Source organism: Micromonospora sp. SD19, from assembly GCF_054462275.1.
In genome coordinates this window covers 227,209-241,920 of record NZ_JBTLMN010000001.1, presented here as the reverse complement: position 1 = coordinate 241,920, position 14,712 = coordinate 227,209, and the positions used below count along the sequence as shown (strand labels likewise).

Annotated in this window: 14 protein-coding genes; 5 read left to right on the top strand and 9 right to left on the bottom strand. The window is 71.9% G+C overall.

The window, feature by feature from the left end; genetic code table 11:
* Positions 1–18 precede the first annotated feature (18 nt).
* Positions 19–1,575 (bottom strand): S8 family peptidase, encoded by a 1,557-nt coding sequence (locus ACX27O_RS01130; protein WP_030331969.1) that lies wholly within the window; start codon positions 1,573–1,575, stop codon positions 19–21.
* A 217-nt stretch (positions 1,576–1,792) separates the two neighbouring features.
* Between ACX27O_RS01130 and ACX27O_RS01125 the strand changes: the two genes are divergently transcribed.
* Complete coding sequence (locus ACX27O_RS01125; protein WP_358128042.1) at positions 1,793–2,392, top strand: hypothetical protein; 600 nt, start codon at positions 1,793–1,795, stop codon at positions 2,390–2,392.
* On the opposite strand, the gene ACX27O_RS01120 is transcribed toward ACX27O_RS01125, so the two are convergent.
* The 3 genes from ACX27O_RS01120 to ACX27O_RS01110 form a co-directional block, all read right to left on the bottom strand.
* Positions 2,360–2,758: a hypothetical protein gene (locus tag ACX27O_RS01120; protein WP_030331964.1), complete on the bottom strand. Its 399-nt coding sequence runs from the start codon at positions 2,756–2,758 to the stop codon at positions 2,360–2,362. The two genes, ACX27O_RS01125 and ACX27O_RS01120, sit on opposite strands and share 33 nt — an antisense overlap.
* A 219-nt stretch (positions 2,759–2,977) precedes the next feature.
* The gene (locus tag ACX27O_RS01115; protein WP_210861763.1) at positions 2,978–3,199 is read right to left on the bottom strand and encodes a DUF397 domain-containing protein; all 222 of its coding nucleotides are present in this window, start codon (positions 3,197–3,199) and stop codon (positions 2,978–2,980) included.
* Positions 3,169–4,050, bottom strand: coding sequence for a helix-turn-helix domain-containing protein (locus tag ACX27O_RS01110; protein WP_030331961.1), 882 nt, complete (start codon positions 4,048–4,050; stop codon positions 3,169–3,171). The genes ACX27O_RS01115 and ACX27O_RS01110 overlap by 31 nt, the downstream gene beginning before the upstream one ends.
* A gap of 627 nt (positions 4,051–4,677) precedes the next feature.
* On the opposite strand from ACX27O_RS01110, the gene ACX27O_RS01105 reads away from it, so the two are divergent.
* Positions 4,678–4,962 (top strand): hypothetical protein, encoded by a 285-nt coding sequence (locus ACX27O_RS01105; protein ID WP_030331959.1) that lies wholly within the window; start codon positions 4,678–4,680, stop codon positions 4,960–4,962.
* Between the two features lie 99 nt (positions 4,963–5,061).
* Positions 5,062–5,523: a hypothetical protein gene (locus ACX27O_RS01100; protein WP_030331956.1), complete on the top strand. Its 462-nt coding sequence runs from the start codon at positions 5,062–5,064 to the stop codon at positions 5,521–5,523.
* A 7-nt stretch (positions 5,524–5,530) separates the two neighbouring features.
* Here ACX27O_RS01100 and ACX27O_RS01095 read toward each other — a convergent pair whose 3' ends face one another.
* Complete coding sequence (locus tag ACX27O_RS01095) at positions 5,531–6,217, bottom strand: PASTA domain-containing protein (RefSeq protein ID WP_210861761.1); 687 nt, start codon at positions 6,215–6,217, stop codon at positions 5,531–5,533.
* A 160-nt stretch (positions 6,218–6,377) separates the two neighbouring features.
* A complete protein-coding gene (locus ACX27O_RS01090) occupies positions 6,378–7,064 on the bottom strand; it encodes a PASTA domain-containing protein (RefSeq protein ID WP_458938811.1) in 687 nt (228 codons plus the stop codon).
* A gap of 122 nt (positions 7,065–7,186) precedes the next feature.
* On the opposite strand from ACX27O_RS01090, the gene ACX27O_RS01085 reads away from it, so the two are divergent.
* Positions 7,187–8,683, top strand: a complete 1,497-nt coding sequence (locus ACX27O_RS01085) for a hypothetical protein (protein WP_030331950.1) — start codon at positions 7,187–7,189, stop codon at positions 8,681–8,683.
* Positions 8,684–8,776: 93 nt separating this feature from the next.
* Here ACX27O_RS01085 and ACX27O_RS01080 read toward each other — a convergent pair whose 3' ends face one another.
* Positions 8,777–10,255, bottom strand: a complete 1,479-nt coding sequence (locus ACX27O_RS01080; protein ID WP_210859680.1) for a glutamate--cysteine ligase family protein — start codon at positions 10,253–10,255, stop codon at positions 8,777–8,779.
* Between the two features lie 312 nt (positions 10,256–10,567).
* The gene (locus tag ACX27O_RS01075) at positions 10,568–11,149 is read right to left on the bottom strand and encodes a YceI family protein (RefSeq protein WP_210859682.1); all 582 of its coding nucleotides are present in this window, start codon (positions 11,147–11,149) and stop codon (positions 10,568–10,570) included.
* 99 nt (positions 11,150–11,248) lie between these two features.
* Between ACX27O_RS01075 and ACX27O_RS01070 the strand changes: the two genes are divergently transcribed.
* Entirely contained in the window at positions 11,249–11,767 is a 519-nt protein-coding gene (locus ACX27O_RS01070; RefSeq protein WP_030331945.1) for a MarR family winged helix-turn-helix transcriptional regulator, read from the top strand.
* A gap of 236 nt (positions 11,768–12,003) precedes the next feature.
* Here ACX27O_RS01070 and ACX27O_RS01065 read toward each other — a convergent pair whose 3' ends face one another.
* On the bottom strand, positions 12,004–14,655 hold the full coding sequence (locus ACX27O_RS01065; RefSeq protein ID WP_210859684.1) for an ATP-binding protein: 2,652 nt from the start codon (positions 14,653–14,655) through the stop codon (positions 12,004–12,006).
* Positions 14,656–14,712: the final 57 nt, after the last annotated feature.

The following is a 14,712-nucleotide window of genomic DNA, read 5'->3' as shown; positions in this document are numbered from 1 at the left end:
TCGGTCGTGGGAGACCGGTCAGACGGTCAGGGTCCAGGTGTTGATGTAGCCGGTGTCGGCCGAGTAGGTGTCGCGCACCTGGAGCCGCCAGATGCCGTCGGCGGCCTCACCGGACACGTTGACCGTGTACGTGGCGTTGACGTTGTCCGCGCTGTCCGAGGTGCTGCTGTTCTTCAGCCGGTACGAGCTGCCGTCCGGGGCGAGCAGGTCGATGACCAGGTCACCGCGGTAGGTGTGCACGATGTTCACCGCCACCGTGGAGGCCGAGGAAGCGTTGCGACCGCAGCCGGAGATGGTGATCGAGCTGGTCACCGCCGAGCCGGCGTCCGGGATCGACACGTCGGTGCCGTTGGTGCCGGTGCAGCCGGTGGGCGGCGGCGGGGTGCTGCCGGTACCCACGTAGAGCAACAGGTTCGGCGAGCCGGAGCCGGGGTTGCCCACCACGTTCGGGGTCGCGTTGGCCACCAGTTGGTTGCGGACCTGAGCCGGGGTCCAGCTCGGGTTGGCGCTGGCCACCAGGGCCGCCGCTCCGACCACGTGCGGGGTGGCCATCGAGGTGCCGCTGATCGTGTTGGTGGCGGTGTTGCTGGTGTACCAGGCCGAGGTGATCGACGAGCCGGGCGCGAAGATGTCCAGACAGGTGCCGACGTTGGAGAACGACGACCGGGCGTCCGAGCTGGTCGTCGAGCCCACCGTAATGGCTTCCGTGGTGCGCGCCGGCGAGGTGTTGCAGGCGTTCGCGCCGCTGTCGTTGCCGGCCGCCAGGCCGTACGTGACGCCCGAGGCGATCGAGTTGCGCACGGCGTTGTCCAGGGAGCTGTTCGCGCCACCGCCGAGGCTCATGTTCGCCACGGCCGGCTTGATCGCGTTCGCGGTGACCCAGTCGACGCCGGCGATCACACCGGCGTTGGTGCCACTACCGGAGCAGTTCAGCACCCGTACGCCGACGAGCTGGACGGCCTTGGCCACCCCGTACGCGGACCCGCCGACGGTGCCGGCGACGTGCGTGCCGTGCCCGTTGCAGTCGTCGGCCGACCCGCCGTCGACGGCGTCGTAGCCGGAGGTGGCCCGGCCGCCGAAGTCGTTGTGGGAGAACCGGATGCCGGTGTCGATGATGTAGGCGTGCACGTTGCTCGCCGTGTTGGGGTAGGTGTAGGAGCTGTCCAACGGCAGGTTGCGCTGGTCGATCCGGTCCAGACCCCAGGAGGGCGGGTTGGCCTGCGTGCCGGAGATCGAGACGGTGTGGTTCTGCTCGACGTACGCCACCGCCGGGTCGGCCGCGATCCGCGCCGCCGCGTTCGCGCTCACAGTGACCTCGAAGCCGCGCAGCGCCGCGCCGTAGGTGCGGGCCACAGTGCCGCCGTGGCGGCCGGAGAGCCGCTTCGCGGTGTCGCCGACCCGGTCCCGGGCCACGGCGCTGTCCTTGAGTACGACGATGTAGCTGTCCGGCACGGCGGTGGCTCCGCCGGCGGCCCGAACCACACCGACGGGTTCGGCGGCCAGGGCCGGGGTGCCGACGGCCAGCACTGTCGCCGCGGCCACCCCGATCAGCACGGACCTTCGTGGAAGACCCATCTCCTACCTCCCTCTGACCGGCGGCGGAACGTGACCACCGGTCCCAACATCAATCGACAGTTGCCGATTTAGCTGAGGGTAGATCAGCAGCGGGGCAATTAAACATGTCGGAACGTCCATAACCTTCGAGTGATGACCCCCTACGGGCCCGGCGTCCGGGACGAACGGGGGACCGGCCCGGATTCGCCTCGCCGAGATTCGGGAAAGACTCTCGAGCATGGAGAGTCAGCTCACCATCCTGCTCCCGGTCGCCGCCGTCTGGCTGGCCGCCGGCATCGTTGCCGACGGCCTGCCCCGGCTGCGCAACACCCGCGTGCTGCGCCGGCGTACCGGATGGTTGCTGGTGCTCGCCCTCACCGGCGCGACGCTCACCGCGGCCGTGCTCGGCGGCGGCCTGTTCAGCGCGGGCACCGCGCCGGTCGACCGGGCCGCCGCCGGGCTCACCCTCGCCGCCGGCCCGGCGCTCGTGGCGACGGTCTGCTCCGTACGACGGATCCGCCGGCTGCGTGCCGGTGCCGGCGCGTTCGCCAGCGCCCCCGCCACCCCCGCGCCACACGGGCTGCGCGCCGCGGCGGCCCACCCGCTGGTCGGGCTGCCACTACAGGTCACCGCCCTGGCCACCGTGCCGGCGTTGGTCGCGGCGGCCGGCACCGACCTCGGCGCCGACCCCGGGGTCACCGGACCGGCGATCACCGTCGGCGCGGTCGCGGTGATCGCCATCGGGGTCCGGCACGCGCTGCGGCACAACCGCCTCGCCGAGCGGGCCCGGCCGGCCGTCGCACGGTCAGCGCGGGCGGCTGGCGCTCTGCACGTATAGCAACTCCAGGATCGACCTGGTCGCCTCGAACCAGCGATCCAGCCAGTCCTGCGAGGGCACGGTGCCCTTCGGCGGCAACTCCATCAGCAGGCCACGCAGCAACGGGTGGTCAGCCAGGGACTGGGGCGGCTCCACCGGCCAGCCGCTCGGTGGGAACGACGGCTCGATCAGCGGGTTCGGGTCCAGTGAGGGCAGCGAGAGCGGGGGATCCGTCGTCTCGGCGGCGCCCTCCCGCCCGGTCAACTCCTGGTCGGTCGAGACCACCTCGGTCAGAACCGTGTCCCGACGAGCGCCGCGGTACTTGCCACCGAACCGCTCCGGCTTCGCCGGGCCGTTGGTGAGATTTTCTGAACCGATCGTCGTCATCCGTCTCGCCTACTCGCTCGGTTGCGGGTCGGTGCGGCGGGTCGTCGACCAGCGCCGTACCGACCGGTTCAACGAGACGGGGGCGCTGTGGCGACGGGAATCCCGACGGAACCTCGCCGGCCACCGTCGGGACCCGCGACCGTCCGCCGTACCTACCGGGGACGGACACGGTGAAGTCCCCGTCCGGCGAACCGGACGGGGACTTCACTGACCACTCGGTCAGACCACGCCGAACACACCACCGCGGGTGCCGGCGACGAAGGCGTGCCAGTCGCCCGGCGCGAAGACCAGGGCGGGGCCCGCCTTGTCCTTCGAGTCCCGCACTCCGACCGCCCCCGTCACGTACGCCACCTCCACGCAGTTGTCACAGTTCGGCCCGCTCTTCGAGCTCTTGAACCACGCTGCCTGCGTCAGGTCCACCGGGAACCCTTTGGTCGCCATTTCCACAACGGCTCCTCTGCCAGTTTTGCGATGTGTGCGACGGACTCCTCCGGACGTATGGCCGCAGCGCGGATGTGATCGAAGATGAAGCTGTACTTCTGTAGTTCGTCGCTCTTCTCGAGGAAGAGCCCACCCGTGGCGTTCTCCGCGTACACAACATCCGGATCACCGGGCTCAGGGAAGCTGAGGATCGTGAACGTGCCGTCCATGCCGGCGTGCGCACCCACCTCGAAGGGCAGGATCTGCAGCGTCACGTTCGGCAACTCGGCCACCTCGACCAACCGTCTGAGTTGGCCGCGCATCACCTCGTCCCCGCCCACCGGCCGACTTACCACCGCCTCATCGAGCACCACCCACAGATCGACCGGATCGTCCTGGGTCAATAACGACTGACGGCCCAGACGGACACGCACTCTCTGGTGCACCTGATCGGCGGTGAAGTCCGGACGAGCGGCGCGGATCATGGCACCGGCGTACTCCTCGGTCTCCAGAAGGCCCGGAACGACCTGCTGTTCGTACGCCCGGATCGAACTCGCGGCCGCCTCCAGCCCGACGTACGCGCCGACGAGCACCGTGCTGTACGGGTGCCACCAACCCTTCTGGCGGGCCTCCCGGGCGATCTGCACCAGCTCGTCGCTCTCGGCGCCGACCACGCCGTAGATCCGCAGCATGTCCCGCACGTCGCGAGGGGTGGCCGTGGTGTGCCCGGTCTCGATCCGGGAGACCTTCGACGCCGAGCACTCCAACTGTTCGGCGACCACCTCGATGGTGATTCCGGCGGACTCCCGCTGGCGGCGCAGCTCGGCCCCGAGCCGCCGCCGTCTGATGGTGGGACTGCGCCGCTCACTCATCGCGCGACCCGTGACTCACTGGTCCCCGCCGCTGGCTGCTCGACCCCACTCGGGCTACCTCCGGTAACGCGCCACTGGGTGACACCCGCCGGGGGCGCGATCGTCGACCGGCGAGCGTTCGCGACGGAGGGGAGTGGTGCCGGTCCTCGGCCGGCCGCGACGGGCGAAACCGGCCCTCAGTGTGCCGCCCGGATGCGGATGGCTTCAATAGGCCTTTCGCGCGACACGCTCACGTATCGGCAAAAGTCGACGTGCAACTTGCATGAAGCACGTCACTGATGCACTCTGTCCGTATGGCACGGATCACTCAGCGTCCCCGTTCGGTCCCTCCCAGTGGTGACCCCACCGATCCGGGGGCGCCGAGCCCGACGCGGGTCCGGCCGACGACAACGAGACCTGCTCCGGGGTAATGACCCCGCCGCTGCAAGCCGGCAAGCTGCGGCGGCGGGCGCGGTTCCCGGAAGCAACCGGGTGGTGGTCGGGTGGCGGCACGTCACCAGCGGGGTACGGCCCGACCACCGCCATCCGCACCACCGGTTCACGAGGCACGACCCCGTCACCGGCCGAGACGTCCCCCGTTCAGGCACCGCCGGCGCAGCCGCCGGCCGATCCTCCCCAGGAGCCCATGTGCTTCCCCGCACCGGTGACGTACTGCACGTGACTCGCGCGGCGAGTGTCCAGTTCCTCAGGCCGATCAAGTTCCGGGTGATCCGGGTGCTCGACTGGCCGACCTATGACGGCTGGCTCTGGCTCGACGGCTACGAGTTGAACGCGGCGGGTGACGCGGTCACCCGACGGTCGATCTTCGTCCAGCGGGAAGGGCTGCAGCAGCTGCACGCCGCCCCCGAACCCCGTCCGCACACCGTGCGGACCCGCCGCCCGGTCGCGCGCACCCCGGTCCGGGTGGGCTGACCGAGCAGATCCGCCGCCGGTGGGCGTGCCGTCGCCATAGAATCAGGTACGCCCACCCCGGCACCGTTCCACCCGCTCGTCCAGGACCCTGACCCTGGGATGGTCATGGTCAATCAGCCCGCCCTGCGGCGGCACCACCGCTCCCGTATCGCCTATGCCATCGGACTCCTCGCCCTCTTCGGGGCGATGGCGACACTGCTGGTCCTCGTCCGCGACCCGGCGATGTCGTCCACCCGGCTGACCACACCGGTGCCCGCACCGGAGATCACCGTGCTCGACTCCGACCCGCCGACTGACGACGGTCAGTCGGTCGACGAGGAACCGGGCTGGATCGACACCCACGCGCCGGCCGACCACTACGGCGGTGCCGACCCGACCGGGGCGGTATCCGGCCTGGGTGCCGGCGGCCAGTCCGACAACCGTCAGGAGCTCACCGAAGCAGCTCCGGCCGGACACGACGCCGAAGAGATCCGCCGCTCGCTGTTCTGGTCCGGCATCTTCGGCCTGGCCATCTCGCTGGCCGGCATCGGCCTCGTCGGCACCCGCCGCCGGATGTGGTGACAAGCGGTCACGGCGTACGCGTCACAGTGGGGCTGGGTGTGGTCGGGGTCGTCCCGCTCGGAGGCTCGGCCTGCGAGACGATCAACAACACCTCATCGTCGGTCGACACCGACTCGCCCGCCCCCGGCTCGGTGCCCACCACCGTCCCCGCCGGCAGCTCCGACGGGCGGAACACCACCCGGTGGGCCAGGCCGAGCCGATCCAACAGCCCTTCGGCGGTGGCCTGCGGCAGGCCGGTGAGCGGTGGCACCGGCACCTCGTCCGGCGCGTCCGTGGTGGCCGGGCTGCTCGGGGACTCGCTGGTGGGTGCCGCCGAGGTGGGGGCCGCGCTGGTCGCAGGGGCGCTGGTGGCGCTGGTCGGCGGCAGTGACGGGGTGGACCCCGGATCGTCCCGGTCGTCATCCTGCGGGGAACGCACCAACCAGAGCGCGCCTCCGATCAGGCCGGCGAGCAGCAGCGCCAGGACGCCCCAGAGGATCGGCGACCACCACCGCCGACCACCCTGCTCCTCGACGTACCACTCTCCGGCGGAGTCATCGGGTCGGGGCGAGCGCACCTCCGCCCGCCCGGACCACGGCGGAGGTATCGGCGCCGTGTGGTCGGCCGGCGGGCCCGGCCGGTCAGCGTCGGCGGGCAGGGGACGGGTCAAGTCGTCGTCGTCACCGACGGGAGGCTCCTGGCGGTCGTCGCTCATCGCACGTCCCTTCCCGAACCCGGACGGGCGTCACGGCCCTCGACCGCCAACCTAGTCGTCCACACCGCCATCGGCGGGGATCAGCGTGCCGAGCCGCGCCGGCTGTCGACGAGGCCGAGCGGCGGGCACCCGCCGGGAAGCGGGACCCGCCGGCCAGGCGTCAGGGCGTGGGTTTCGTGGTCGGTTGCTCGACGGAGTCCGCGCCACACCAGAGGCTGACCTGGTCGTTCCACCGGGCCGAGCCATCCTCGGTGGGCTCCTGCCGACTGACCTTCCCGCTGCGTCCGGTGACGTAGCGGGGGTACAGGCCCTCGTCGACCAACTCGTCGGCGGCGTCCGCGCAGCTCTCGCCGACCACGTCCGGCACCTCGGCGGCCGGCGCCGGCCCGGCGACCTGTAGTTGCACTGTCGTCCCCCGGGCAACCTCGGTGCCCACCTCCGGTGTGGTGCTCTCGACCGTACGACCGACGCCGCCACCGAAGACCAACCGCCAACCCAACCGCTGCTTGCGCAGCGTCTCCCGGGCCTGCTCGAAGTCGGCGCCGATCACCGGGGGCACGGTCAGACCGGCACCCTTGGTCGCAGTGGCGGAGGTCTGGACCGCCGACGGTGTCGGCCGTCCGCTGCTCGGTCGCGGTGCGGTGGTCCGGCCGGTCGGCGCACCCGACGTGGTCGCAACGGCCAGCGGATCACCGGAGGGTGTCTCGTCCTCGCCGGCCAGCAACCAGCCACCTGTCGCACCGACCGCGGCGAGCAGCACCGCCGCCAACCCGCCACCGAGCACGACGCTGGCCCGGCCCGCACCGCCACCGGCGGCATTCTGCCGACCCGGGTTCGTGTCCGTCATAACGCCCACCGCCTCATCACCGGCGACCGTACCGCCCGCCGCCCAATCCGCCGCGCCGGCGTCCCACACCGGCGGGTCGTTGCGACTCGCCGCGCCGACGACGGGACGTTACGCTGCCCGGCATGGCCAGACAGGGCTGGGGAGTGTCGATCGCGACGGCGATCGGGGTCGCTGCCGGCGCGGGTGCCGCACAACTGGGCTTCGGCTACGGGCTCGGCGTCATCACCTGGACGCCCACCGATGCCGCTGCTACCGACACCGCCTGGGCGGACGGGCTCGCCTGGGCGACCTGGCTCGCCGCCAGCTCGACGGTCCTCGGCGCGGTCTGCGCGCAGCGGCTCCACCAACGCACCGCTCCGGCGAAGACCGCGATCTCTGCGCAGACCGCTACCGACGATGCGGACCGCCACGACGGCACGCCGCCCGGTGACCGAGAGCCGGAACACGAGCCCCCGGTCGACCCGCGTCCACCGACAGCCGGGGCCGCCCCGGCCGGGGTGACGAGCACACCACCGCCGGTGGCCGAGTCGCCGGAGCACGACCGCGGGGGCCTGCTGCGGCGGGTGGCCCTGGCGCTCGGTGCCGGGTTGGGCGGGCTGGTCACGGTGCTGTTGATCGCCGTACCCGCGCGGGTCGCGACCGGCGCGGACACCGGCGCACCGCAACGGACGGCCGCCGTTCAGGCAACACTGGGCATCCTGATCGGCGTCCTCGTCGCGATCTGGGCGCTGCGCTCCCGAGCCGCCGCCGTCAACGTGACAGCGACGGCAGCCTGGCTCTGGCTGCTCGCGGTGATCTCGGTGATCGACGGGGTACGCGTCGGACGAGGGCTGACCGGCGCGCAACTCGGCACCTGGCAGTTCGACCCGGACCACGCCCGGTACTGGATCGGGGGGCAGATCTACTGGCCGGGCGCCCTGCTGGCCCTGGTGCCCGCGCTGCTGATCGGGGTGCTGGCCGCCCGTCGGTCCGCCCGCTCGGGTGGGCACCGGGTGGGTGCGGCGGCCTCCGGCGCGGCCGGTCCGATGCTCGTCGCACTCGCCTACCTGACCACACTGCCGCACTGGTCCACGCTCGGCCCCGCGCAGCTCTCCACCCAGCTGATCGCCCCGTACGCGGTGATCGCCGGTATCGGCGGCTCGGTGCTGGCAGCCCGCCTCGGCGAGCGGGCCGAGCGACATCACCCGACCGAGCGGCGCCACCCGGCCGAACAGAGTCGGGCCGACCGGATTCCGGCAGCTCAGGGCACGGTCACCGACCCGGCCCCGGTCGCTCAGGGCACGCTGGCCGACCCGGCAGTGGTCACCGACACCGGTCCCGGCCCGGCGGCCTCCGGGTCGGCGGCCTCCGGGTCGACGGCCTCCGGTTCGACGGCCTCCGGTTCGACGGCCGGAACCGCTGCCCGGCGCCGGAAGCCCGACACCTCAACGCAGACGCCCCGCACGGATTCGCTGCCCGGCTCAGGCTCGCTGCCCGGCGAGGCGACCGCCGTACCGCAGGTCCCCGCCCCGCGAACCAACCCGGACGACATCGACCCGGCCCGCCCCAGCACCGAAGCAGCAGTCCCGACCCCCAGCCCCCGCCGCTCCCGACCACCCCGCCGCCAACCCCCCACCTAAGCCCACCCATCGACCCCTTCCATTGATCATGAAGTTTTTGCCATGACACGCCGGGCGAGGTGGCAATAACTTGATGATCAACCCGCACGGGGGTTAGGGGGTTGGCCAGGTGTGGACGGGTTGGTTGGTGCGCTGGAGTTCGGCGTAGCGCTGGACCATGTGGTGCAGGGCAGCTGTCCGGTCCATGCCATGGTGCCGTTCCGCCGCCCAGACCGCCTCGGTCTGCCAGACGGCGCCGTTGCGGCCGGTACGGCAGCGCTGCTCGATGATGCCGAGCAGACGGTCCCGCTGCGCCGCGGCGACACCGAACCCGTCCAGGCCGGCGGCGGCGGTGGGCAGCAGCTGGTCCAGGACCAGCTTGGTGACCGGCACGTCGCCGAGCCCGGGCCAGTGCAGCACGGCGTCGAGGCCACGTCGGGCGGCGGCGTGGAAGTTCTCCTCGGCCGAGCTGAAGGTGAGTTGACTCCAGATCGGCCGGTCGGCCTCGGCCAGACCGCGTACCAGCCCGAAGTAGAAGGCCGCGTTGGCCAGCATGTCCACCACCGTCGGACCAGCCGGCAGCACCCGGTTCTCCACCCGCAGGTGCGGGCGGCCGTTCATGATGTCGTAGACCGGCCGGTTCCACCGGTAGACAGTGCCGTTGTGCAGCCGCAACTCGCCGAGCTGTGGCACACCGCCGGCGTGCAGCACCTCCACCGGGTCCTCGTCCTCGCAGATCGGCAGCAGCGGCGGGAAGTACCTGACGTTCTCCTCGAAGAGGTCGAAGATCGAGGTGATCCACCGTTCGCCGAACCACACCCGGGGTCGTACGCCCTGGGCCTTCAGTTCGTCCGGGCGCGTGTCGGTGGCCTGCTGGAACAGGGCGATCCGGGTTTCGGCCCACAGTTGGCGGCCGTACAGGAAGGGGCTGTTCGCGCCGACCGCCACCTGCACACCGGCGATGGCCTGGGACGCGTTCCAGTAGTCGGCGAAGCTGTCCGGGGCGACCTGGAGGTGGAACTGGAGGCTCGTGCAGGCGGCCTCGGGGGCGATCGAGTCGGTGTGCGTCCGCAACTGCTCGACGCCGCGAATGTCCAGTTCGATGTCCTCGCCACGGGCGCCGACGATCTGGTCGTTGAGCACGCGGTAACGCTCGTTGGTGGAGAGGTTGTCCTCGACCAGGTGCCCCTCGGTGAGGGTGGGCAGGATGCCGACCAGGACGATCTTCGCGTCGGATCTGGCGGCGCGCTCGTCGGCCCGGGAGAGGCTGCCGCGCAGGTCGTTCTCGTAGTCGGCGAAGCCGGTGCCCTCGATCAGTCGGGGTTCGGCGTTGAGTTCGAGGTTGAACTGCCCCAGTTCGGTCTGGAAGAGGGGGTCGGCGATGTCGGCGAGGATCTCCTCGTTGCGCATCGCGGGCTCGGCGGCCGAGTCGACCAGGTTGAGTTCGATCTCCAGGCCGGTCATCGGCCGGTCCGCGTCGAAGCCGAAGTCGTCGAGCATCAGGGCGAAGACGTCCAGGCACCGCCGCACCTTCTGCCGATACCGGACGCGATCATCCCGGGTGAAGGCGCCCTCTGAGACGTCCCTGCCCATGTGTCCTCCCGACGGCCGGCGCGGTCGGGATCCTGCCGTCCCGGAAGCGCTTTGTGAAGCATCCACGGTAAGAGCGCCCACCTGACCGGGGCCAGAGGCCGACGCCGGTGATCCGGCGTCGACCGGCGCGGACGCGCTCGTGGCGCCATCTGTACCCCGTCGTCGCCCTGCAGGACCCGGTGGCGGTGCGATCAACTCGTGACAATTACCACGAGCGGAGACGACGCAGGGCCCGCGCCGACGTACGGCGCGGGCCCTGCGTGCCGGATCACCCGGGAGGATGCCCCTGACCCTCCGGCGATCCCCGAGGGATCAGGCCTGACGGACGGCCTCGCCCTCGATCTCAATCTTGATCTTGCGGCTGACCAGCACGCCCCCGGTCTCCAGGGCGACGTTCCAGGTCAGGCCGAACTCCTCGCGGTCGATCTCGGTGCTCGCGGAAAAGCCGAAGATGTCCTGGCCGAACGGGCTGCGGCCGACACCCTCGAACTCCACCTCCAGCTCGACCGGACGGGTGACGTCCTTGATGGTCAGCTCACCGGTGAGCACGAACTCGCTGCCGCGACGGGACTTGACCCCGGTGCTGCGGAACTCGAGCGTCGGGAACTTGTCGGCGTCCAGGAACTCGGCGCTGCGCAGGTGCGCGTCCCGGTCGGCCTGGGTGGTGTCGACGCTGGCGGCCTGAATGGTGGCGACGACCGACGACTGCAGCGGGTCCTCGGCAACGGTGATGGTGGCGGTCGCCTCGTTGAACTCACCGCGAACCTTGCTCACCATCATGTGCCGGGCAACGAAGCCGACCCGCTTGTGCGCCACGTCGAGCGCGTAGGTGCCGGCCGCCGGGATGGTGAGGCCGTCCCAGTCGCGGGTAACCGCATCGATGCTGCTGGTCATGCTGCTGTCCTCCAGGAGATTGTTTAATAGCCCAACGACTGCGTGAGCAACTATAACCGCAACAATATTCCCCGTGTCAAGCACTGGTATGATGAACGGGTGACCAACGTCTTCGACGATCCCCGGATCACCGCCGTCGGCCTGCTCTTCGAGGCACACGCCGGGCTGTCCGCCCGGTTCACCGCCCAGCTGGAGGAGCACGGCCTCTCCGCGGTCGAGTTCGAGGTCATCACCCGACTCGCCCGCTCGCCCGGCAACCAACTACGGATGACCGACCTCGCCGCCCAGACCTCCCTGTCGACCAGCGGAGTGACCCGGGTGGTCGACCGCATGGAGCGCGACGGGCTGCTCACCCGCCGGGCCTGCCCGAACGACCGGCGCAGCTCGTACGCGGTGGTCACCGCCGCCGGGATGCAACGCCTGAACGAGACGCTGCCCGGCCACCTGCAGATAATCGAACAGTGGTTCACCGGGCAACTCGACCCCGAGGCGCTGGCGGCCCTCCTCGACGGGTTGCGACGGGTCCGCGACGCCGCGCATCCGTGCGCCACCGCCGGCAGTGACGACGTCGACCCGGAGCAGCGCGCCGACGCCGACAGCGCCGCCCGACGACAGTGAGAAGCACTGTCACCGCCATTGCACGGCGGCAGAAAGACCGGCAGAACTGACCCAGCCAAGCTGGAGAATTCGGTCCAAGCCGACTTTCTGCCATCGCATCGGTGGCAGGCTTCCTGCACCGGGGATCACCGGGGGGTGACGGCGCGGGCGATCAGCGAGGGGTAGCACCAAAGGGGGCTCTTCGCCCGCGCCACTCTCCCGTCGCGATCCTCCCGAGGACACCCGGTTCGTCGCTCCTAGCGAGTCGACCCGTCCCGGTCGGCGACCAGCGCGTAGAGCAGGCCCGACTCCTGCGGCAACAGCCGGATGCCGGTCTCCACGCAGACCCGGTCCAGTCGATCGAGCACCGTCGGGTCCGCAGTGCTCGCGGCCAGTCCCACCAGCGCCTCCACCACGTCGCGGCGATCCTGCCCCGCGTTGTCGCTGGCGGCGGCGAACCACTCGGCGGCCAACTCCCGGTCACCCCGGTGCAGCGCCAGGTTCCCCTCGATCAGCGCGCACAGCCCGGCCTCCGGCCCACCCCACCTCAGCGTCGCGTCGCCCGACCGTTGTCGCGGCACTGTCGGCCGCGCCGGCAACGACTCCACGCCCCCGGCCCGCAACTCGGCCAGCACCTCGGTCGCCTCCGCGACCCGCCCGTCCTGGGCGAGCGCCAGCCCGACGGTCCCCAGCACCCGACGGCGACGCCCGGGGTCACCCAGCTCGGACAGGGCCTCGATGGCCCGCTGGCCCCGGTCGACAGCGTCCGCGTACCAGCCCTCCAGCCGGGCGACCTCGGCACGGTTGGCCCAGCCCAGCACCCGCAGTCGCCGCTCCCCGCTCTCGACGGCGAGCCGGTCCACAGCAGCGAGCCGGCGGCGGGCCGCAGCCAGGTCGCCGGCGCGGATCTCGTGCCAGGCGAGGCTGTTCTGGGCCACCGCCAGGTCCCGGGTCCGGCCGTTGCGGGCAGCCAACCGCAGCAGCGCCTCGGCCTGCTCGCGAGCCTCCTCCTGCCTCCCCACGGAGATCAGCAGGGTGCCGAGCACGTTGCGCGCCTCCAACTCCCCGGTGACGTCGCCGGCCCGCCGGAAGGTGTCCAGCGCCGCGCGGGCCGTCGACAGCTCCTCCGCCCCCGCCCCGTGCTCGGCAGCCAGCCGGGCGGCCCCGAGAGCGGCCCAGCCCCGCAGGAGAGGGTCGGCGTCGCCGGTCCGCGGGTCCGCCAACAGCCGCCGCAGCCACTGCCGCCCGACGACATCGCGTCCGCGGAACCGCCACCAGCGGGTCAGGCAGGCCGCCAGCCGCAGTGCGGTCAACGGGTCGTCGGTGGCCGCGTGGGCCAAGGACGAGCTGATGTCACTGCTCATCTCGTCCAGCCGGTGCACCGCGTCGGGCAGCCGTGGGCCGACCAGGTCACTGGCGGTCCGTGCCACCAGGCGCGCGATGACCTCCGCGTGTCGACGCCGGATGCAGGTCAGCTCGCCCTCACCGGTCGCCTGCTCGACGGCGTAGTCACGGACCGCGTCCAGCAGCCGGAACCGGAACGACCCGGTTCCGCGTACGCTCAGCAGCCCCAGCTCGACGAAGCGGTCCAACAGCGGCACCGGGTCGATCGCCACGGTGCCGTCCCGGTCGGCCTCGTCGGCGAGCATCTCCTCGGCCAACTCCACGGACCAGCGGTTGCCGAAGACGGCCAGCTGCCGCAGCGCGGCCCGCTCGTCCGACGCCAACAGGCGGTAGCTGAACGCCACCGCGTCCCGCAGGGTGACCGCTACCGCGCCCCCCGCACCGTTGTCGGGCACGCTCGTGCGACCGGTGCGCCCCTCCGGTGCGTCCCAGCGCGGGTGGGTGGAGGCGTCGACCGGAGTGGCCAGGTCGAGCACCCGGTCGCCGTACCGGTCGAGCAGTTCGGTGAGGTCGAGGAGCCGACCCCGGGCGGCCATCAGCTCGATGGCCAACGGCAGCCCGCCCAACCGGCGCACCAACGCGGCGAGCGCCGGCAGCTCAGCGGGGGTGGGCGGCTCCCGGCGCACCTGAGCGAGCCGGGCGGTGAACAACGCGACCGCCGGCCACGATTCGAGTCCGGCGTGCTCGGCCTCCGGCGGTGGCACGTCGAGCGGCGCGACCGGCCAGACCCGCTCACCGGGCAACCCGACCGGGTGTCGCCCGGTCACCAGGACCCGCAGTGAGGGCAGTGCGCCGATCAACCGGTGCAGGGTGGCGGCCACCGGTCCCGGGGCGTGCTCCACCGCGTCCATCAGCAGCAGCGCCGGCCGTCCGGCGAGCCGGGCCACGAGTTCGGACAGGCGCGCCACACCGAGTACTGACATCGAGGCGGCGAGCACGTCCGGACCGTCCGATCCCTCGCCGACCAGCACCCCGGCGACACCGCCCGGGTGGTCGGAGGCCACCAGGTGCGCCACCGACGTCGCCAGGGCGGTCTTGCCGACGCCGGCCAGCCCGACGAGGCTCACCAGCCGGGGCCCTCGCTCGGCGGTCAGCATTGCGGCCAGCTCGGTGAGGTCGCGATCCCGGCCGATCAACGCGACCGGCGGCGGGAGCGCGACCGCCGGGCCGGCGGGTGCGGCCGACGCGGCGTTGCCGCTGACCGCGAACGTCGTCGACGCGACGTCCGGTGGGGCCGGCTCGGCACCGACGCCGCGGGCCGCGGCCAGGAACGCCGCCCGGCTGGCGCCGGTCAGCGCCAACGCCCCGGCGAGCAGCTCGACGGTGGTGCGCTGCGGCCGGATCGACCGGCCACGCTCCAGGTCACGCACCGTCCGTACGCCCACCCCGGCCCGGGACGCCAGCTCGGCCTGGGTCAGGCCGGCGGCGCGTCGATGCCCGCGGAGCAGCTCCGGCAGTGTGGTCCGCCCAGCCGGGCTCCGCGACCAGTCATGATCCGGAGTCATGGGCTCGAAGAGTACGGATCGACTCCGACCATCGGCAGTCGAACGTCGGGCTACCGA